Origin of the sequence: Pseudomonas sp. yb_9 (genome assembly GCF_043103635.1) — a bacterium.
Lineage (GTDB): Bacteria > Pseudomonadota > Gammaproteobacteria > Pseudomonadales > Pseudomonadaceae > Aquipseudomonas > Aquipseudomonas monteilii.
The window spans coordinates 88305-108844 of record NZ_JBICKA010000045.1 but is presented as its reverse complement, the minus strand read 5'-3'; the positions used below and the strand labels follow the sequence as shown (position 1 = coordinate 108844).

18 protein-coding genes are annotated in these 20540 nt (G+C 64.3%); 16 read left to right on the top strand and 2 right to left on the bottom strand.

Translation table 11 applies throughout. The annotated features are described in order from the left end of the window. Positions 1 to 32: 32 nt before the first annotated feature. Positions 33 to 1334, bottom strand: coding sequence for an MFS transporter (locus ACF8MI_RS12720; RefSeq protein ID WP_060498955.1), 1302 nt, complete (start codon positions 1332 to 1334; stop codon positions 33 to 35). Between the two features lie 67 nt (positions 1335 to 1401). Further along, entirely contained in the window at positions 1402 to 2715 is a 1314-nt protein-coding gene (locus ACF8MI_RS12715; protein WP_104834843.1) for an L-fuconate dehydratase, read from the bottom strand. 101 nt (positions 2716 to 2816) lie between these two features. Here ACF8MI_RS12715 and ACF8MI_RS12710 point away from each other — a divergent pair, with 101 nt between their 5' ends. The 16 genes from ACF8MI_RS12710 (at position 2817) to ACF8MI_RS12635 (ending at position 20535) form a co-directional block, all read left to right on the top strand. Beyond that, positions 2817 to 3764 carry a LysR family transcriptional regulator gene (locus ACF8MI_RS12710; RefSeq protein ID WP_104834841.1) on the top strand — a complete coding sequence of 316 codons (948 nt, stop codon included), beginning with the start codon at positions 2817 to 2819 and terminating at the stop codon, positions 3762 to 3764. A gap of 28 nt (positions 3765 to 3792) precedes the next feature. Beyond that, positions 3793 to 4746 (top strand): LysR family transcriptional regulator, encoded by a 954-nt coding sequence (locus ACF8MI_RS12705; protein WP_200928470.1) that lies wholly within the window; start codon positions 3793 to 3795, stop codon positions 4744 to 4746. A 185-nt stretch (positions 4747 to 4931) separates the two neighbouring features. Further along, on the top strand, positions 4932 to 6473 hold the full coding sequence (locus tag ACF8MI_RS12700) for a UxaA family hydrolase (protein WP_104834839.1): 1542 nt from the start codon (positions 4932 to 4934) through the stop codon (positions 6471 to 6473). A 35-nt stretch (positions 6474 to 6508) separates the two neighbouring features. Continuing rightward, entirely contained in the window at positions 6509 to 7567 is a 1059-nt protein-coding gene (locus ACF8MI_RS12695) for an Ldh family oxidoreductase (protein WP_104834838.1), read from the top strand. A gap of 20 nt (positions 7568 to 7587) precedes the next feature. Next, the gene (locus ACF8MI_RS12690) at positions 7588 to 8808 is read left to right on the top strand and encodes a fumarylacetoacetate hydrolase family protein (RefSeq protein WP_060499046.1); all 1221 of its coding nucleotides are present in this window, start codon (positions 7588 to 7590) and stop codon (positions 8806 to 8808) included. Positions 8809 to 8907: 99 nt separating this feature from the next. Further along, positions 8908 to 10209 (top strand): MFS transporter, encoded by a 1302-nt coding sequence (locus ACF8MI_RS12685; protein ID WP_060498961.1) that lies wholly within the window; start codon positions 8908 to 8910, stop codon positions 10207 to 10209. Between the two features lie 73 nt (positions 10210 to 10282). Next, entirely contained in the window at positions 10283 to 11932 is a 1650-nt protein-coding gene (locus ACF8MI_RS12680; RefSeq protein WP_104835461.1) for a VRR-NUC domain-containing protein, read from the top strand. After that, positions 11929 to 14187, top strand: coding sequence for an ATP-dependent DNA helicase (locus ACF8MI_RS12675; protein WP_200929466.1), 2259 nt, complete (start codon positions 11929 to 11931; stop codon positions 14185 to 14187). Before ACF8MI_RS12680 ends, ACF8MI_RS12675 begins: the two co-directional genes overlap by 4 nt. 225 nt (positions 14188 to 14412) lie before the next feature. Next, positions 14413 to 15327 (top strand): tyrosine recombinase XerC, encoded by a 915-nt coding sequence (gene xerC / locus ACF8MI_RS12670; RefSeq protein WP_060498963.1) that lies wholly within the window; start codon positions 14413 to 14415, stop codon positions 15325 to 15327. A gap of 279 nt (positions 15328 to 15606) precedes the next feature. Then, positions 15607 to 16440: an urease accessory protein UreD gene (locus tag ACF8MI_RS12665; protein ID WP_060498964.1), complete on the top strand. Its 834-nt coding sequence runs from the start codon at positions 15607 to 15609 to the stop codon at positions 16438 to 16440. 9 nt (positions 16441 to 16449) lie between these two features. Beyond that, positions 16450 to 16752, top strand: a complete 303-nt coding sequence (locus ACF8MI_RS12660; protein ID WP_003253929.1) for an urease subunit gamma — start codon at positions 16450 to 16452, stop codon at positions 16750 to 16752. Positions 16753 to 16771: 19 nt separating this feature from the next. Then, positions 16772 to 17089, top strand: coding sequence for an urease subunit beta (locus ACF8MI_RS12655; RefSeq protein WP_060498965.1), 318 nt, complete (start codon positions 16772 to 16774; stop codon positions 17087 to 17089). Then, on the top strand, positions 17086 to 18789 hold the full coding sequence (ureC, locus tag ACF8MI_RS12650) for an urease subunit alpha (RefSeq protein ID WP_200928469.1): 1704 nt from the start codon (positions 17086 to 17088) through the stop codon (positions 18787 to 18789). The genes ACF8MI_RS12655 and ureC overlap by 4 nt, the downstream gene beginning before the upstream one ends. A 10-nt stretch (positions 18790 to 18799) precedes the next feature. After that, a complete protein-coding gene (ureE, locus tag ACF8MI_RS12645; protein WP_200928468.1) occupies positions 18800 to 19297 on the top strand; it encodes an urease accessory protein UreE in 498 nt (165 codons plus the stop codon). An 18-nt stretch (positions 19298 to 19315) separates the two neighbouring features. After that, complete coding sequence (locus tag ACF8MI_RS12640; RefSeq protein ID WP_060498968.1) at positions 19316 to 19861, top strand: HupE/UreJ family protein; 546 nt, start codon at positions 19316 to 19318, stop codon at positions 19859 to 19861. Continuing rightward, positions 19861 to 20535, top strand: coding sequence for an urease accessory protein UreF (locus tag ACF8MI_RS12635; RefSeq protein WP_104834831.1), 675 nt, complete (start codon positions 19861 to 19863; stop codon positions 20533 to 20535). The genes ACF8MI_RS12640 and ACF8MI_RS12635 overlap by 1 nt, the downstream gene beginning before the upstream one ends. Positions 20536 to 20540: the final 5 nt, after the last annotated feature.

Sequence of the window (20540 nt, the reverse complement as noted above, 5' to 3'; positions counted from 1 at the left end):
GCGCTTGGAGGCGGTGCAAGCGTGCGTGTTGCTCAGTGTTTTTCCTGCCCTTGGCGCAGGCGGGTGCTGACCAGTGCCGCCACTACCAGCAACGCAGCAATGACCCACAAACCATTGCGGGTGCTGCCGGTGGTCTGCTCGATGAGCCCCATCACCGAAGGCCCGACGAAGCCGCCAAACAGACCGCAGGTGGTAACGAAGGCCAGGCCGGCCGCCAGCGCATTGCCGCTCAGGCGGCTCGAGGGGAAGACGAAGATGATCGATTGCACCACGAACAGCATCAGCGCCGTCAGGGAGAACCCGATCAGGCCAAGGAACGAGTTGGCCAGCGAGGCCAGCAGCAGCCCGGCCGCCATGGTCAGCAGGCCGAAGAACAGCAAGGTGCGGCAGCGGCGTGGTGAGGTGGCCAGCCGTGGGAAGGTGGCGGCACCGATGGCGGCGGCAACCCATGGCACCGCGGTCAGCAGGCCAACCTGGAAAGGCGAAAGCGCAGCGTATGTGCCGATAATACCCGGCAAGAAGAAAATCACCGTGTAGATGGTGATCTGGTGCACGAAGTACACCACGATCGCCAGCCAGATCTGCCGGTCGCGGAACATCTGTCCCAACTTGCTTTGCTGTGGCGCACCAGCCCGCTCCGCAGCCAGGCGGCGTTCGATATCCTTGGCATCGGCAGCCGACAACCAAGGCGCCGATGCGGGGCCGTCCGGTAGCTTCTTCCACACCACGAAGGCCAAGGCCACGGCGGGCAGGCCCTCGAGTACGAACAGCCATTGCCAGCCATGCCAGCCAAGTACGCCGTCCATTTCCAGCAGGGCACCGCCCAGTGGCCCGCTGAGGATATTGGCCAGGCACACGCCCAGCAGGAAATACCCCGTCGCACGGGCGCGCTGTTCCCGGTCGAACCAGTAGGTCAGGTACAACATGACACCCGGGAACAGGCCCGCTTCGGCCACGCCCAGCAACAGGCGCATGATGTAGAACGAGGTTTCACCCTGGACGAAGGCCATGCCCGCCGAAAGCAGACCCCACGTAATCATGATGCGGGTGATCCAGAAGCGCGCGCCCACCCGATGCATGATCAGGTTGCTGGGCACTTCGGCCAGCGCATAGGTAAGGAAGAACAGGCCGGCACCCAGGCCGTACGCCGCTGCCGACAGGCCCAGGTCGATGCCCATGCTGGCTTTCGCCAGGGCGATGTTGGTGCGGTCAAGAAAGCTCATCACATAGACGACGATGAGCAGTGGCATCAATTTGCGCAACAGCAGGCCGTTCAGGCGCTGCTCTGTGGTGGCGGCAGGGGCCGAAGCCGCTGCACGGGTGAGGGTTGTCATTGTTTTTTTTCCCCGTGAAATGTGCTGGTGACGTGTCGCGTAACCGCGACACGCCAAGGTCTGTGAGTCAGGAGCGGTTGATGTCGAGCCACACGGCGCCGTTGGGGTACTGGTAGCGCTCCAGGGTTTCGGCGTGCATTTCGATGCTGTAGCCCGGGCGTTGTGGCGGCATGTAGCGCCCGCGGCGGATCACCACCGGGTCGATGAAGTGCTCGTGCAGGTGGTCGACGTACTCCAGCACCCGGTTGTGCAGCGAGGCAGACACTGCGATGTAGTCGAACAGGGCGATGTTCTGCACATATTCGCACAGCCCGACGCCACCACCGTGCGGGCACACCGGTACGTTGTACTTGGCCGCCATCAGCAGCACGATCAGCACCTCGTTCAGGCCGCCCAGGCGGGCAGCGTCCAGCTGGCAGAAGTCCAGCGCACCGGCCTGGAACATTTGCTTGAACATGACACGGTTGTGGCAATGTTCACCGGTAGCCACGCCAATGGGCGCGATGCGCTGGCGAATGGTGGCGTGGCCGAGAATGTCGTCCGGGCTGGTCGGCTCTTCGATCCACAGGGGTTCGAAGGCGGCCAGGCGGCGCATGTTGGTGATCGACTCCTCGACCCCCCACACTTGGTTGGCATCCATCATCAGGGTGCGCTCCCAGCCGATTTCGTCGCGCAGGATACTGGCGCGGCGGATGTCTTCTTCCAGGTCGGCACCGATCTTCTGCTTGATGTGGGTCCAGCCATCTTCCACGGCCTCGCGGGCCAGTTTGCGCATTTTCTCTTCGCTGTAGCCCAACCAGCCTGGCGCGGTGGTGTAGCCGGGGTAGCCCTCACGCAGCATCTGCGCCTCGCGCTGGGCTTTGCCTGGCGCCTGGCGTCGCAGCAGGGCAATGGCTTCTTCGGGGGTGAGCACGTCGGTGACATAGCTGAAGTCCAGGCAGCGCACCACTTGCTCCGGCGTCATGTCGGCCAGCAGTTTCCACACGGGCTTGCCTTCGTGCTTGGCCCACAGGTCCCACACGGCGTTGATGATGGCGGCCGTGGCCAGGTGGATCACGCCCTTTTCCGGGCCCAGCCAGCGCAGTTGGCTGTCGCTGACGGTAAAGCGGTGCCAGAAGCCGCCCATGTCGGCGGTGATTTCATCGAGGGTGAGGCCGACGATCAAGGGCGCCAGTGACTGCACCGCCGCCGCGCATATCTCGTTGCCGCGGCCGATGGTGAACGTCAGGCCGTGGCCTTCGAGGGCCTCGGCATCGGTGTGCAGCACCACATAGGCCGCAGAATAGTCGGGGGCGCTGTTCATGGCGTCTGAGCCATCCAGCGACAGTGAAGTGGGGAAGCGGATGTCACGTACGCTGAGGTGGGTAATACGAATGCTCATGGTCGGCTCTTGTTCTGTTCAAGCACTGGGAGCGCTGACTGTAGGTTGTCGAGCGATACAGGCATAATCGCCAAATCTTAACCAGCGATACCGGATTCGATATGTCTCGCTTGCTGCCCGATAACGCCCAGGTGCCTGCCAGCCTCGGCGCACTGAAAATCTCCAGCCGGCAGATCACGCTGCTCAATGCATTGGGCGAGTTTGGCAACCTGCGCCGCGCTGCGGCAGCGATGCACACCACGCAACCGGCGGCCAGCCTGTTGCTGCAGCAACTGGAGGAGCGTCTTGGCGTACGTTTGTTCGAGCGTTTGCCAAGGGGCATGCAAGCAACGCTGTACGGCGAGGTGATGATCCGCTACGCACAGAACGCGTTGCATGAGTTCGAACATGCCCAGGCGCAAATCGCCGAGCTGGCGCGCGGGGCCTTGGGCCTGGTGCGGGTGGGTAGCGTCATGGGGCCGGTGCCGGGCGTGCTGACCAAGGCGATACTGGCTTACAAGCACGACCACCCCAAGGTACGCATCGCCCTGGAAGTGGGTACCAGCGATACTTTGCTGCCCGCCTTGCTGCGCGGTGACTTCGACATGGTGGTGGGGCGCCTGCCGGAGCAGAGCGACAGCCAGGCGCTGAACATCGAGCTGTTCGAAGGCGGTGAGCAGATGCGCGTGATTGCCCGCGCAGGCCACCCCTTGGCCCGCGCCACCGGGCTGCAGTTGGCCGACCTGGTGAGCCTGACCTGGATCCTGCATCCCATTGGCAGCCCGATGCGCCGCCGTGTCGAAAGCGCACTGCAGGCAGGCGGCATGGTGCAGTCGCTGGACATCGTCGAAACCGCCTCGATCCTGGCGACCACGGCCATGCTTGAAACCTCTGAAATGATTGCAGTGGTGCCCAACGACGTGGCCGAGCATTATGCCCGCTATGGCATGGTCGCCATCCTGCCGGTGGAGCTGCCGCTGGCCATGGCCAACCTCGGTGTACTCACCTTGCGTTCACGGCCCCACTCGGTTGCCCTCGATACTTTGCTGCGCTACTTGCGGGCGCAATGACCTTCACCCTGCATGAGGCCCTGCGTCTATGCCGCCGGACATGACCCATTCCAGCTTTTGCAATTGGATCCGCTACAAGCACCTGGTGCTGATCGACACCCTGGCGCGCACGCGCAACATGCATGCAACCGCCACCCGCATGAACCTTAGCCAGCCGGCCCTGAGCAAGATGCTGCGCGACCTTGAGGAGCAGTTCGGCTTCGCCCTGTTCGAGCGCCTGCCGCGCAGCATGCCACCTACCGAACTGGGCGAATACGTAGTGCGTTACGCACAGGGTGCGCTGGCCGAGTCGCAGCAGTTCGTCGACCAGGTCAACCGCTTGCGCAACGGCGGGCACGGCTTTATTCGGGTTGGCGGTATCTTTGCCGCGACTGCATTGGTTCTGCCGCAGGCCATCGCCGCCATCAAGGCGCGCAGCCCGTTACTGTCGATTGAGGTGGTGGAGCACTCCAGCGATCACCTGCTGGCCATGCTCGAGCAGAACAAGCTGGACATCATGATTGGCCGCTTTACCGAGGAACGCTACAGCCAGCTGTTCGACTTCCAGCCCTTGGAGCCCGAACCTTTCAGCCTGGTGGTGAACAGCGAGCACCCGCTCAACCTGCTCGACAGCCCCCCCCTTGAAGCGCTGGGCGACTGGCCGTGGGTGCTGTATCCGGTGGGCACGCCGATCCGCAACCGCCTGGAGCAAGCGTTCCGGGTGGCCGGTATCGCCACGCCTGCCGACAGCGTCGAGACTATCTCCATGCCGATGTTCCTGCAGCTGCTGCAATCGGCACCGATGATTGCCATGTTGCCGCGCTCGATGGTTGCTGCACAGCTGGCCAGCGGGCAATTCAAGGAGCTGAGCAGCCCCTTGCATGTACCTGCGCTGGAGTATGGCGTGGTCACCCGTAAGGATGAACCGCTGAGCGCTTCGGCCCGGGCGTTTGTCGAGATCCTGCTGGAGGGCGCACAGCGTCGCAGGGCCGTGCAGAGGTAGCCCCGAGGGCCATATGGCGCCGCCCTCATGGCCCCCCAGGTGATTGATGATCAGGTGCTGAAATCCGCTTGCGATAACGCCAGGTTATCGCTTGATCGGATCATCTCATTGGGAATGCCACGCAAGGCTTCTTAAAGTGGCCACAGCCATAACAAGAAGTCAGCCGCACCGCCCTGAGAGGTCCCATGCAACTGATTGCCAAATCCGGTGACCCTGCCGTCATCCGCTTAAACCCGCTGGACAATGTACTGATCGCCCGTCAGCCGCTGCCGCAAGGCCTGCGCCTGGAAGCCGAGGCGATTACTGTGCGCCAGCCTATCCCTTCGGGCCACAAGCTCGCCACGGTTCGTGTGGAGCAGGGCCAGCCGCTGCGCCGGTATGGCCAGATCATCGGTTTTGCATCGCAGGCCATCGACGCTGGCGACCATGTGCATGTGCACAACGTCCAGATGGGTGATTTTGCCCGCGACTATGCCTTCGGTGTTGATACCCGCAGCCAGCCGGGCAGTGCAGCGCAGTTCCAGGGCATCGTGCGCGCCGATGGCCGGGTCGCTACCCGCAACTACATCGGCATTCTCACATCGGTGAACTGCTCGGCAACGGTGGCCCGGGCGGTGGCCGACCATTTCCGCCGCGACATCCACCCCGAAGCGCTTGCCGACTACCCGAACATCGACGGGGTGGTGGCCCTGACCCACGGTGCCGGCTGCGCCGTGGACCCCAGCGGCGAAGCCCTTGGCCTACTGCGCCGAACCCTGGCCGGGTACGCCGTGCACCCCAACTTCGCGGCCGTACTGATCATCGGCCTGGGCTGCGAAACCAACCAGATCGAAAGCCTGCTGGAAACCCAGGGCCTGCAGGCCAGCGCACTGTTGCGTGCCTTCACGATCCAGGGCATCGGTGGCACCTCGAAAACCATCGCGGCGGGCATCGAGCAGGTTCGCAGCCTGCTGGCCGAGGCCAACCAAGTGAGGCGCCAACCGGTCAGCGCACAGCATCTGGTCGTCGGCTTGCAATGCGGCGGCTCCGATGGCTACTCGGGGATTACCGCCAACCCCGCACTGGGCAATGCGGTTGACCGTTTGGTGGCGGCCGGTGGTACCGCGATCCTTTCCGAAACCCCGGAAATCTACGGCGCCGAGCACTTGCTGACGCGCCGCGCGGTCAGCCGTGAGGTGGGGGAGAAACTGGTGGCGCGCATTCGCTGGTGGGAAGACTACTGCCAACGTATGAACGCCGAACTGAACAACAACCCTTCGGCCGGTAACAAGGCAGGCGGGCTGACCACCATCCTCGAGAAATCCCTCGGTGCGGTGGCCAAGGCGGGCTCCAGCAACCTGGTCGATGTGTATCAGTATGCCGAAGCCGTGCGCGCACAAGGCCTGGTGTTCATGGACACCCCCGGCTACGACCCGGTCTCGGCCACCGGCCAGGTGGCCGGCGGTGCCAACCTGATCGCGTTCACCACTGGTCGAGGTTCGGCATACGGCTGTGCCCCGGCGCCGTCGATCAAGTTGGCCACCAACAACCGGGTATTCGAGCACCAGCAAGAAGACATGGACGTCAATTGCGGTGGCATCGCCGATGGCTCCACCAGCATCGAGGAGCGGGGTGCTTACATCTTCGAGCAGATGCTGCGCATTGCCTCCGGGGCGCGCAGCAAAAGCGAACAGCACGGCTATGGGCAGAACGAATTCGTGCCCTGGCAGATTGGCGCCGTGACCTGATCGTCCGCTCCCGTCCCTTTTTTGAGGCAACCGTAATGACTCAAATCACACGTTACAACGTGCAAGCGCTCATCGCCTTTGTCGAGCAACTGTTCGTAAAGGCCGGTGCCGATAGCGAAGTCGCCCAGGTGGTCACCCGGGTGCTGCTCGAAGGCGAGCTGCTCGGGCACCGTACTCATGGCCTGAATCTGGTCAGCCGTTACATCGATGGCATGCTCAGCGGGCAGGTCAAGGCCCGCGCACAGGCACTGGAGCAGGTGTCGGACAGTGGTATTTCCAGCGTGTTCGACGGCCATTATGTACTGGGGCCCTACTGCGTCAGCCGTGCACTGGACTGCGCAGCCAAAGGTGCGGTGGCGCAGGGCATCGGTATCGCCGTGGTGCGCCGGGCTTCGCACATAGGTTGCTTGGCCGCTTATCTGAAGCCCTATACCGACCAAGGCCTGGTGGCCATGGTCTACTCGTCGGACCCCTCTGTGGCGCTGGTCTGCGCCCATGGCGGCGTGGAGCCGGTATACACCCCCAACCCGATTGCTGCCGGTATACCGACCCAGGGCGAGCCGATACTGCTGGACGTCAGCATGTCCACGGTCACCCTCGGGTTGGTGGGCCAATGCCGCGATGCCGGCAGCCGCCTGCCGCACCCGGTGCTGGTGAGCAACGACGGGCAACTGAGTGATGACCCGCGTGATTTCTTCACCACCCCGCCAGGCAGCATCCTGCCTTTGGGGGGGCAGGCCTTTGGTCACAAAGGCTTCGCCCTGGCGCTGCTGGTCGAAGCCCTGACCTCGGGCCTGGCCGGTCATGGACGCAAGGACGAACCCACCCAGTGGGGCGCCTCGGCCACTGCCGTGGTCATTGACCCACGCTTCTTCGGTGGCCTGGAGGCGTTCACCCACGAAATCAGCTTCCTTGGCCGCCTGATCCTGGCGAGCCGCCCGCTCGATCCCGAACGCCCGGTACGCCTGCCCGGGCAGGCCGGCCTTGCCCTGCGTCGCCAGGCACTGGCGCAGGGCGTGAGCCTGTCGCCACAGTTGATGGCCGACCTCGACCGCCTGGCCGGGCTGCTGGAACTGCCGACATTTTCCCAATAATGCACAGTAAGGGTACACAGATGACTGATGAACGATCGAACACCCATCAACCGCTACCGCTAAGTTGTGATGCCAGCGTGTTCGACAGTGGCAGTTGGGTAGGGCGCGTCTGGTTGCCGGAACAGGGGCCGGCGGTGGTGCGGGTGAAGGCTGGCGCCGTCTACGATATCAGCACCCATGTGGCGACGGTCTCGGCGCTGCTTGAAGTGGACGACCCGGCCGCTTACCTGCGTGGCTTGCCGTTGGCCGAGCCGCTCATCGCGCTACCGGCGTTACTGGCCAACAGCGACCCCGCCCGGCGCGACCCGCGCCAGCCATGGCTGTTGGCACCCATCGACCTGCAGGCGGTGAAGGCCGCTGGTGTGACGTTCGCCACCAGCCTGCTGGAGCGTGTGGTTGAAGAGCAGGCCAAGGGCGACCCGGCCAAGGCCGATGCTATCCGTGACACCTTGGCCAGCCGGATTGGCGCCGACCTGTCGCAGATCGTGCCGGGTTCGGCCCAGGCCGAAGCGCTGCGCAAGGTGCTGGTGGAGCAGGGCCTGTGGTCGCAATACCTGGAAGTGGGCATTGGCCCGGATGCCGAAGTGTTCACCAAGGCCCAGCCGCTGTCGGCGGTTGGCCATGGCGCGGACATCGGCATCCACCCCAAGTCCAGCTGGAACAACCCGGAGCCGGAAGTGGTGCTGGCGGTGTCCAGCGATGGCAGCATCAAGGGCGCCATGCTCGGCAACGACGTCAACCTGCGCGACTTTGAAGGGCGTAGTGCCTTGCTGCTGTCCAAAGCCAAGGACAACAACGCCTCCACTGCATTGGGGCCGCTGCTGCGGCTGTTTGACGAAAGCTTCGGGCTGGACGACGTACGCGCTGCCGACGTGGACCTGCGGGTCGAAGGTGAAGACGGTTTCGTGCTGTCGGGTCGCAGCTCCATGCGCCAGATCAGCCGCGACCCGCAAGACCTGGTGCAGCAGACGCTTAACGAAAACCATCAATACCCCGACGGCCTGGTGCTGTTCCTTGGCACCCTGTTCGCGCCCAAGCAGGACCGCGACCAGTCGGGTAACGGCTTTACCCACAAGCCGGGCGATGTGGTGAGCATCAGCAACCCGCAACTGGGTACCCTGTGCAACCGCGTGACCACCAGCGACCTGGCCCCGCAATGGGCGTTTGGCCTGCGCGCGCTGATCGACAACCTTGGCCGGCGTGGCCTGCTGGAGGTTGCAGCCACTGCACGCAGGCCCTGAACGACAGGCTGCGCCAGGGAGGGGCGCAGCATCAACGAGGGATCGTCAAGGCGCTGACAGCGCGGCAACAATAATAATAAAGGTCGACACATGAACCCTATGAAGAAGTACCAGCGCATCACCGTCGTGTTCCTGCTGCTGATCGGCATCGTCAACTACCTGGACCGTAGTGCGCTGTCGATCGCCAACACCTCCATCCAGAAAGACATGATGATCAGCCCTTCGCAGATGGGCATCCTGTTGTCGGCGTTTTCCATCGCCTATGCCTTTGCCCAACTGCCGATGGGCATGATCATCGACCGCCTGGGCAGCAAGATCGCCCTCGGTGCCTCGTTGCTGGGCTGGTCGGTTGCCCAGGCCGCGTTCGGCATGGTCAGCAGTTTTGCCGGTTTCATGGGCCTGCGAGTATTGCTGGGGATTGGCGAGGCGCCGATGTTCCCGTCGGCCGCCAAGGCCTTGTCGGAGTGGTTCGATGCCAACGAACGCGGCACACCAACCGGCGTGGTGTGGTCGTCGACCTGTCTTGGCCCCTGCCTGGCACCGCCGTTGCTGACGCTGTTCATGGTCAACTTCGGCTGGCGCGGCATGTTCATCATTACCGGCGTGATCGGCGTGGTACTGGCGGTGTGCTGGCTGAGCTTCTACAAAAGCAAGGCGCGATACCTGGCCGAGCTGGCCGCCGAAGGCAAACCGCTGCCGGATGAGCACCTGGCGCCTGCGGCCTCGGTTCATGCGCCGAAGCCTTCCTACTTTGCCGGCTGGCTCGACCTGTTCAAGCACCGCAGCACCTGGGGGGCGGTACTGGGCTTCATGGGTGTGATCTACATGCTGTGGCTGCACCTGACCTGGTTGCCGGGTTACTTCGAGCGTGAGCACGGCCTTGACCTGTACAAGACCGCCTGGGTCGTGTCGCTGGCCTACGGTTTTGGCGCGGCAGGTACCATCGTTGCCGGCCGCTTCTGCGACTGGCTGGTAAAGCGTGGCATGAGTGTGCTGGGCAGCCGCAAGTTCAGTGTCATCACCGGTCTGGTGCTGGCAGCACTGTTCACCTTGCCGCTGTCGTTCGTCACCGGCCTGACCGGCTGCATCATCCTGCTGTGCCTGGCGCTGTTCAGCATCAACATGGCCAGCGCAACGGCCTGGATGATCGTCAACACCATCGTCGACAGCCAGCGCGTGGCCTCGTTCGGTTCGATCCAGAACTTCGGCGGTTATATCGCCGGCTCTGTCGCGCCGATCGTGACCGGCTTCAGCATCCAGTATTCGGGCTCGTTCGCCACGGCGTTCATGATCAGTGCGGTGGTGGCGCTGTGCTCGGCGGTGGCTTACTTCCTGCTGCTGCAGGCGCCGCTTGGCAGCGTGAAGGCAGAGGCGGGGGACATGGTCACCGCGACGGAGTGACCCACGGTACTTGCCAGGCGTGCTAGTCTGTATGTATAACCAGTATTTGTTCCAGCCGCCTGACTCTGTATTTGTGATCGCTCATTCCGTCGACGACCCGTTCTACTACCTGCACAATTTCCGCCAGGTGCTGCTGTGGGTAGAACAGCGCTACCAGGACCTGCTCGATGAACAGGAGCTGGCGTTCATCCAGGCCTTCAACCAACTGGAGGCGCCAGCTCAGGCCTTGATGGTGCGCATGGTCATGCGCAAGGGCGAGTTGTTTCGCAGCGACCGGCTGGACTACGTCGAAATCGGCGATACCGTGCTGGCGCTGCAGCCGTTGCAGGCGCTCGGCTGGGTACGCGAGCCCGAGCAACTGGCGCTGGAGCAACTGTTCGCCTTGCTGCGCAAAGACGAGCTGGCCCATTGCTTCGCCCCGCTATTGACCCGCCCCCGCGCCGCCAAGCAGGACCTGCTGGCACAGCTGCAACCCTTGGAACTGGCTGCCCGACCACTGAGCGAGTGGTTCCCCGACAGCGAAGTACGCATTGTCCAGTGGTGCCTGCAGCCCCTGTGCGACCGCATGCGCTTGCTGTTTTTCGGCAACCTGTACCAGGACTGGTCTGACTTCGTCCTCGCCGACCTGGGGGTGCTGCGGTACGAGCAGGTACCGTTCAGCACCGATTCACGCGCCTTGCAGCAACGTGCCGAAGTCGACCTGGCCATGGCGCTGCACCAGTGCGCCGAGCGGCTGGAGCAGGGCGGCGACCCGCTGCCCATCCTCGCCGCCTTGCAGGGCCTGCACAGCGACAACCCCTGGCTGGCCCGGCGCCATGCGCGGCTGCAATTCGCCCTGGGCCAACACTGCGAGCGCCTGGCTGAATGGGACCTGGCCATGGCCGTGTATGCGCAGTGCAACCATGCCCAGGCGCGTATCCGCCAGGTGCGGGTGCTGGAGCGCAGCGAACAGTGGCCCCAGGCCCACGCATTGGCGTTGCAGCTGGCTGCGGCACCTGCCAATGCGCTGGAAGTGCAGGCGCTGGAGCGCATGCTGCCGCGCCTGGCGCGAAAACTCGGCGGCCCGCCACAGCGGCGCCAGCGGGTTGCGCCACTGGAGCTGATCGAACTCGAACTGCCCCGCGAGCACGCAGCACTCGGCGTGGAGGAAGCCGTCCGCCAGCATCTGGCACAAGCGGGAGGCCAGGCACACTACGTGGAGAACACGCTGTTCAACAGCCTGTTTGGCCTGTTGTGCTGGGAGGCCATCTTCGCGCCGGTGCCCGGCGCGTTCTTCAACCCGTTCCAGGCAGGGCCGCAAGACCTGCACGACAGCGACTTCCAGCAACGGCGCAGTGCGCTGTTCGATCACTGCCTCGGTCGGCTCGACGATGGCAGCCATCACCAGGCGATTCTCGACTGCTACAAGGCCAAGCAGGGTTTGCAGTCGCCATTCGTGTTCTGGTCCATGCTCAGCGAGGAACTGCTGGAACAGGCCTTGGCTTGCCTGCCAGCGGCCCAGTTGAAGCAGTGCTTCCTGCGCCTGTTGCAGGACATTCGCAGCAACCGTGCCGGCATGCCCGACCTGATCCAGTTCTGGCCCGAGCAGGGCCGTTATCGCATGGTCGAGGTGAAGGGCCCAGGTGACCGCCTGCAGGATAACCAACTGCGCTGGCTGGAATTCTGCCGGCAACACGGGCTACCGGTCGCGGTGTGCCATGTGCGCTGGTGCGACACACCTTGAGCTACAGCGTGGCGGTGCGCGCCTTGTGCGAGTTCAGTGCCAAGGTGGGTGACCTGGACCTGCGCTTCACCCCGTCGCCCACCGCTCAAGAGGGCATTGAAGGGCACCAGCGGGTAGTGGCACGGCGTGCTGCCGGCTACGAGTCGGAAATTACCCTCGAAGGCCAGTTCGAAACCCTCAAGGTGCGCGGCCGTGCCGACGGTTATGACCCGGCCAGCAATCGCCTGGAAGAGATCAAGACACACCGTGGCGACCTGGCGCGCCGGCCGGCCAACCACCGGCAGTTGCACTGGGCGCAGGCCAAGGTCTATGGCTGGCTGATGTGTCAGGCACGTCAACTGCCAGCCATTGAGGTGACGTTGGTGTACCTGGACGTCGACAGCGATGGGCAGACGCTGTTCAGTGAGCATTACACGGCGACTGAACTGCGGGCCTTCTTCGAAATCCAGTGTCAGCGCTTTCTGGGCTGGGCTCAATGCCAGCAACGACGTCTGGCCGAACGCGACCAGGGCCTTCAGGCACTGAGCTTTCCCTACCCACAGTTCCGCCAGGGCCAACGGCAATTGGCCGAAACCTTGTACAAGGCGGTGAGTACCGGCCGTTGCCTGATGGCCCAGGCCAGCACCGGCATTGGCAAGACCCTCGGGACCTTGTTCCCGCTGCTCAAGGCCATGGTGCCGCAGCAGCTGGACAAACTGTTCTTTCTTACGGCCAAGACGCCGGGCCGGGCGCTGGCGCTGGATGCCATGCGCCAGATTACCGAAGCAACGCCGCAGCCCGCGTTGCGCACACTGGAGCTGATCGCCCGCGACAAAGCCTGCGAGCACCCGGACAAGGCCTGTCATGGCGAGTCCTGCCCATTGGCGGCGGGTTTCTACGACCGCTTGCCGGCGGCGCGCGAAGCGGCGGCAGCACGGCCGCTGCTCGACCGCGCCAACCTGCGCGAAGTGGCCTTGGCACATCAGGTATGCCCTTACTACCTGGGCCAGGAGATGGCCCGCTGGGTCGACGTGCTGGTCGCCGACTACAACTACTACTTCGATGCGCATGCGCTGCTGTACAGCCTTGCCCAGCTCAACCAGTGGCGCGTTGCCGTGCTGGTGGACGAGGCGCACAACCTGGTCGAGCGTGGGCGCGGCATGTACAGCGCCAGCCTCGACCAGGGCCAGTTGCTGGCGTTACGCCAGAGCAAACCACCCGGGCTTGGCAGTGCGCTGGACCGGCTGAACCGCCAATGGAATGCACTGTATAAAGAGCAGCGTGCACCGTACAAGGCCAGCGAGTCGGTGCCCGAAGGCTTGCTGCGTGCCTTGCAGCAGTGCATCGGGCTGATTCAGGATCAGATGAATCAGGCGCCCGCACACATGGACCCGCAGGTGTTGCAGTTCTTCTACCATGCCTTGCAATTCACCCGGGTGGCCGAGCTGTTCGACGAGCACTTCCTGTTCGACATCAGCCAGCGCCAGGGCCCACGCAAGCGCCGGCTGGCCACGCTGTGCCTGCGCAATGTCACCCCCGCGCGCCTGCTGGCCCCGCGCATGCAGGCGGCGCGTAGCGTGACGCTGTTTTCCGCCACATTGACCCCGCGGCATTTCTACAGCGACCTGCTGGGCATGCCAGCCGACACCGCCTGGCTGGAAGTGGCTGCGCCGTTTCGCGCAGAGCAACTTGAGGTGCGGATTGCCAGCCAGGTGTCTACCCGTTACCAGCAGCGTCACGCCTCTCTGGCGCCAATCGTCGAGCTGATGGCCCGGCAGTATGAGCGGATGCCGGGCAACTACCTGGCGTTCTTCAGCAGTTTCGAATACCTGCAGCAGGTGGCAGGGCTGTTGGCAGAGCAGCATCCGCAGATTCCGCAATGGGCTCAGGAACCGGGCATGGACGAGGCGGCCCGTCAGGCATTTCTCGATCGTTTTGTCAGCGACGGGCAGGGCATCGGCTTTGCCGTATTGGGCGGTGCTTTCGGTGAGGGGGTGGATTTACCGGGCACGCGGCTGATCGGCGCCTTTGTCGCCACTCTCGGGCTGCCGCAGGTCAACCCGGTCAACGAGCAGTTCAAGCAGCGCCTTGGGCGGCAGTTTGGTGCGGGGTTCGATTACGCCTATCTCTACCCGGGGGTGCGCAAGGTGATCCAGGCGGCGGGCCGGGTTATCCGAGGTGACCAGGACCGTGGCGTACTGGTGCTGATTGATGAGCGCTTCGCCGAGCCCCGGGTGCAGCAGATGTTCCCAGGGTGGTGGCCGACGGCCATTTAGTTGGCTGGCCGGCTTAGCGCCGTACGGGCGGCCCTCGACGCTGTAAATGGGTTAAGATCTGGCCCGTTCAGCTATAAGTCCCTGAATATCAAGATGATGGCACTGCTTCGGGTTCGAATGGCGTGCGCTTGAAACGTCATTGGCCCTTGTTCATCAATCGTTTCGACTTGCTTCAGATGCTGGCCGGCTCAATACCGGCCGCCGCTTCGCTACAGGATTCACGTTTTGTCCGATCTCTCCAACAATCCCCTGCTGCAGTACATGGCCCGCCTGGCCCCATCCAGCCAGCAAACCATGCGCTACATCCTTCAGGACGCCGCCGACCGGCTGGGCTTTGTCGACTGCAACATCGTCGATGTGCCTTGGCATCGGCTCGAACCCGGCCATGTGATTGCGCTGGTGGCTGCCCTGCGTGCCGACGGATATGCCCCCAACAGCTCGTCGCTGTACGTCAACGCGATTCGCGGGGTGATGAACGAGGCCTGGCGGCAGGGCCTGATCGATCATGAGCAGCTGTTGCGCATTCGCGAGGTCAAGCCGGCCACTGGCACTCGCCTGCCACCCGGGCGCAACTTGCGGCGCAGCCTGATTCGCGAGCTGATGGATGTGTGCGCGGCCGACCCTCGGCCGCAAGGCGTACGCGATGCCGCGATCATTGCCTTGCTGTACGGTACCGGCATGCGCAAGTCGGAGTCGGTCGACATCGACCTGAACCAGGTCGATTTCCAGGCGCGTAGCCTGCAGGTGGTGGGCAAGGGCAACCACCAATTGGTCAAGTATGCCCCGCCATGGGCATTCGAGAAGTTGCAGGCTTGGCTCGACCTGCGCCGCCAGGACCTGCCTGCCGGTGCGGAAGATGACCCGTTCCTGTTCAACCGCATCCGCCGTGGCAGCCACATTACCCGGGCGCGCATTACCAAACATGCCATCTACTACATCGCCCGCCAGCGCGGTGCGCAGGTGGGGGTGAAGATCATGCCGCATGACTTCCGTCGGGCATTCATTACCCGGGTGATCGAAGAGCACGACCTGTCGATTGCGCAGAAGCTGGCACACCATGCCAATATCCAGACCACGGCCATCTACGACCGGCGCGATGACAACGAACGCCGCCGTGCGGTGGACCGCTTCGACTACTGAGTCTTGATGTATTCGGGGCCGCTTTGCAGCCCCGATTGCATTTCTGCTGGCACCGAAACAGGGCCAGTGCGCGCCCCCGCTTTGTGCGCAATTCCCCCGTATGCCCTGTGCCAGAGCGGCTTTGAGAAAAGTTTCATCTGCCTTCACCTGCGAAGTTGGCCCGCAAACTGCTATATCCAGCCTGCGAATTTGATCGAGTGGTCAGGCCGTGCGCGCTAGCAGCCGCCCGCGCCGGACCCTCTAAACGGCCAGCAGGCCACGAATTTCAGGGGCCGCAGGATGTCGCTCGCGGAGCAGATCGAACAACAACAAGACGATGCAGGCTGGAGCGCCCACCTGCAGTTGCGCTTTGTCAGGCGCGACGACGTGACCCGCCTTGGTGCGTGGCGCCATTTCGGACCTCTTTTGGTGCAGCGGCCTTTCTATCCTGAAGGTGCCCCGTGCCATGTCTATGTGTTGCACCCGCCGGGAGGCATCGTCGCCGGCGACCGCCTGGAACTGGATATCCACCTGGAACCTGGCAGCCACGCGCTGCTGACCATGCCCGGCGCCAGCAAGTTCTACCGCAGCATCGGCCCCACCGCACGGCTGACCCAGCGTTTTCGGCTGGCGGCGGGCAGCACCCTGGAATGGCTGCCGCAAGACAGCATTTTCTTCTCCGGCGCCCGCGCCAGCCTCGACAGCCGTTTCACCCTGGAACCCGGGGCGCGGCTGCTGGCCTGGGAAACCTTGTGTCTCGGGCGCCCGGTCATGAACGAGCGTTTCGAGCAGGGCAGGCTGGACAGCCGTTTGCACATTGAACTGCCCGACGAAGTCGGCCTGCACGAACGCCTGCGCATCGAAGGCGGGCGCCTGGACAAGCTCGGCGGCCACCCGCTGCTCGCCACGTTCTGTGCAGCACCGGCCGACCAGGCGGTGCTGGAGCAAGTTCGCCCGCTGCTGGATGAGCTGGCCACCCCGGCCGGCGCGACCCTGCTGGGTTCGTTGCTGGTCATCCGTGTGCTCGACCACGACAACCAACACCTGCAACGCACCCTGCAACGCCTGTGGCATGTGCTGCGCCCGGCCGTCCTTGGCCTGCCAGCTTGCCCACCACGCATTTGGGCCACCTGAGAGAGCGCCATGGAGCTGACCCCGAGAGAGAAAGACAAACTGCTGCTGTTTACCGCCGCACTGCTGGCGGAACGGCGCCTGGCCCGTGGCCTGAAGCTGAACTACCCGGAAGCGGTGGCGCTGATCAGCGCCGCCGTGCTCGAAGGCGCACGCGATGGCCGCACCGTGGCCGAGTTGATGAGCCTGGGGCGCGAAGTGCTGACCCGCGAGCAGGTGATGCCCGGCATTGCCGAAATGCTCCACGACGTGCAGGTCGAAGCGACCTTCCCGGATGGCACCAAGCTGGTGACCGTGCATGACCCCATCGTCTGAACCTGCCAAGGAGCCCCGCATGATTCCAGGTGAAATCCAGGTCGCTGCTGGCGACATCGAACTGAACAGTGGCCGGGAAACCGTCAGCGTCAGCGTGGCCAACCACGGTGACCGGCCGGTGCAGGTCGGCTCGCATTACCACTTCTACGAAGTCAACGACGCGTTGGTGTTCGACAGAGCGCCCACCCTGGGCTTTCGTCTGGACATTCCGGCCGGCACTGCCGTGCGTTTCGAGCCAGGCCAGGCGCGCACCGTGCAATTGGTGGCCTACGCCGGCAAGCGTGAGGTCTACGGCTTCCAGGGCAAGGTGATGGGTGCACTGGAGGGCAAGGTATGAGCCGTATTTCCCGCCAGGCCTATGCCGACATGTTCGGCCCCACGGTGGGCGACCGCGTGCGGCTGGCCGACACGGCGCTGTGGGTTGAGGTAGAGAAGGACTTCACGATCTATGGCGAAGAAGTGAAGTTCGGCGGCGGCAAGGTGATCCGCGACGGCATGGGGCAAGGTCAGATGCTGGCCGCCGAAGCCATGGACCTGGTGCTGACCAACGCGCTGATCATCGACCACTGGGGCATCGTCAAGGCCGATATCGGCATCAAGCACGGGCGTATCGCGGTGATCGGCAAGGCCGGCAACCCCGATGTGCAGCCGGGCGTGAACGTACCGGTCGGGCCAGGTACCGAAGTGATCGCGGCCGAGGGCAAGATCGTCACCGCCGGCGGCGTGGACTCGCATATCCATTTCATCTGCCCGCAGCAGGTGGACGAGGCGCTGAACAGTGGCGTCACCACCTTCATCGGCGGCGGCACCGGGCCGGCCACCGGCACCAATGCCACCACCTGCACGCCCGGCCCCTGGTACCTGGCGCGCATGCTGCAGGCCGCCGACAGCCTGCCGATCAACATCGGTTTGCTGGGCAAGGGCAATGCCTCGCGGCCTGAAGCGCTGCGTGAGCAGATTGCGGCTGGTGCGGTGGGCCTCAAGCTGCATGAGGACTGGGGCTCGACGCCGGCCGCCATCGACTGTTGCCTGGGCGTGGCCGAGGAAATGGACATCCAGGTGGCGATCCACACCGACACACTCAACGAATCCGGTTGCATCGAAGACACCTTGGCGGCCATCGGCGACCGCACCATCCATACCTTCCACACCGAAGGTGCCGGCGGTGGCCATGCGCCGGACATCATCCGCGCGGCGGGGCAGGCCAACGTGTTGCCTTCCTCGACCAACCCGACCCTACCGTACACGGTCAACACCGTCGACGAGCACCTGGACATGCTGATGGTCTGCCACCACCTTGACCCAAGCATTGCCGAGGACGTGGCCTTTGCCGAATCACGCATCCGCCGCGAAACCATCGCAGCCGAGGACATTCTCCACGACATGGGCGCCTTTGCCATGACGTCGTCCGACTCCCAGGCCATGGGCCGGGTCGGGGAAGTGGTATTGCGTACCTGGCAGGTCGCGCACCAGATGAAGCTTCGCCGTGGGCCTCTGGCGCCCGACACCGCCTACAGCGATAACTTCCGGGTCAAGCGCTACATCGCCAAGTACACCATCAACCCGGCACTCACCCATGGCATCGGCCACGAAGTGGGGTCGGTGGAGGCGGGCAAGCTGGCCGACCTGGTGCTGTGGTCGCCGGCGTTCTTCGCGGTCAAGCCGGCGCTGGTGATCAAGGGTGGAATGATCGTCACCGCACCCATGGGCGATATCAACGGCTCCATCCCCACGCCGCAGCCGGTGTACTACCGGCCCATGTTCGGCGCTCTGGGCGCGGCGCGGCATGCCACGCGCATGACCTTCCTGCCCCAGGCGGCCATGGACCGCGGCCTGGCAGAGGAGCTGAACCTGCGCAGCCTGATAGGCGTGGTCAACGGCTGCCGCCGCGTGCGCAAGCCGGACATGGTCCACAACACCTTGCAGCCGCTGATCGAGGTCGATGCGCAAACCTACCAGGTGCGTGCCGATGGCGAGCTGCTGGTCTGCGAGCCGGCCAGCGAGTTGCCGCTGGCCCAGCGTTATTTCCTGTTTTGAAGGAGTACCAATGATTGTCTTGACCCGCCGCATCACCGAGCCCGGCACGCTCACCGAAACCGGCACTGTCACCCTGGATGTGGACAGCCGTATCAAGAGCCGCCTGCGCGTGACCCTGGACGATGGCCGCGAAGCCGGCCTGATGCTCGAACGCGGCCACCTGCTACGCGGGGGAGAGTTGCTTGCCGATGCCGATGGCAGCCAGCTGATTCGCGTGCTGGCGGCACCCGAAACGGTGTCGACGGTGCGCTGTGCCGACCCGCACCTGTTGGCCCGTGCGGCCTATCACCTGGGGAACCGCCACGTGCCCCTGCAGATCGAGCCTGGCCTGCTGCGTTTTCAGCACGACCATGTGCTGGACGACATGCTGTGTGGTCTGGGCCTGACGGTGGAGGCTGAACAGGCGCCGTTCGAGCCCGAAGCGGGCGCCTACCAGAGCGCGCCGCATGGCCACAACCATGCCCACGGCAACGATCACCCGTTCGTTCGCCTGCCTGCCCATTCCTGAACTGCCCTGGAGCAACCCATGAAAAAGACCTTCGCCCTGTTTCTGCTGATGCTGGCGCTGCCGGCTTTCGCTCACCCTGGGCATGACAGCAATCCGTTGCACGATGGCCTGCTGCACCCGCTGACGGGCCTTGACCACCTGCTGATGCTGTTGGGCACTGGCGTACTCGCTGCACTGACCCGACGTAGCCTGATGCTGCCCTTGGCAACCCTGGCGGCGATGTTTGGCGGGGCAGTCTTTGGCCACTTGTTCGGTGACGTGCTGGGCATGGAAACCCTGATTGCCGTGTCGCTGCTGGTGGCCGCCGGGGCGGTGCTGCTACCGAGCCGGCAGTTGCTGCTGGCCATGGCCATGCCGGTGTTTGCCCTGTTCCACGGCTGGGCCCATGGCGTGGAAGCCACGCCAAGCGCGTTCTGGCAGTTCAGCGCCGGCTTTGTCACGGTCAGCGGCTTGCTGTTGGCGGTGGGCTTCGCCGTCGGGTGCCTGCTGCGCCGGCACAGTGGCCTGCAGAAAGCCTTCGGTGGTGGCCTGCTAGCCGGTGCCGCGCTGGTGCTGGCCGGTTGATGGACAGCGACCTGGCGTTGCTGCGCCTGTTGCAGCTGGCCAGCCCCGGCCTGCCGGTGGGCGGCTTTACGTATTCGCAAGGCCTGGAGTGGGCGGTCGAGGCGGGCTGGGTGAAAGGCGTGGACGGCTTCGCTGCCTGGCAGCGCGAGCAGGTCGAAGACACCTTGGCGTGCCTGGACTGGCCGGTGCTGGCGCGCCTGTATCACGCGTGTCAGGCCGAGGACGCCGAGGCCTTCAGCCACTGGAGCCGCTTCTTGCTGGCCAACCGCGAAACCGCCGAGCTGCGCCTGGAAGAGCAGCAGCGTGGTGCGGCCTTGGCGCGGCTGCTCGACGGCTGGCAACTGGGCCAGTCACCCGCATGGCGCGCCAGCCTTGAACTGACCCAGTTGGGCGGTATGGCCTGGTTGGCTGCGCACTGGGGCATTCCACTGCGTCAGCTGGCCCTGGGCCATGGCTTTGCCTGGCTCGAAGGCGCGGTCATGGCCGGGGTCAAGCTGGTGCCGTTCGGCCAGCAGGCGGCCCAGACCTTGCTGCGCGACCTGGGCACCGAATTGCCCGCTGCACTTGACCAGGCCCTGGCGCTGGCCGATGACCAGCTCGGTGGCGGCCTGCCATTGCTGGCCATTGCCTCATCGCGTCACGAAACCCAATACACCCGTTTGTTCCGTTCCTGAGGACT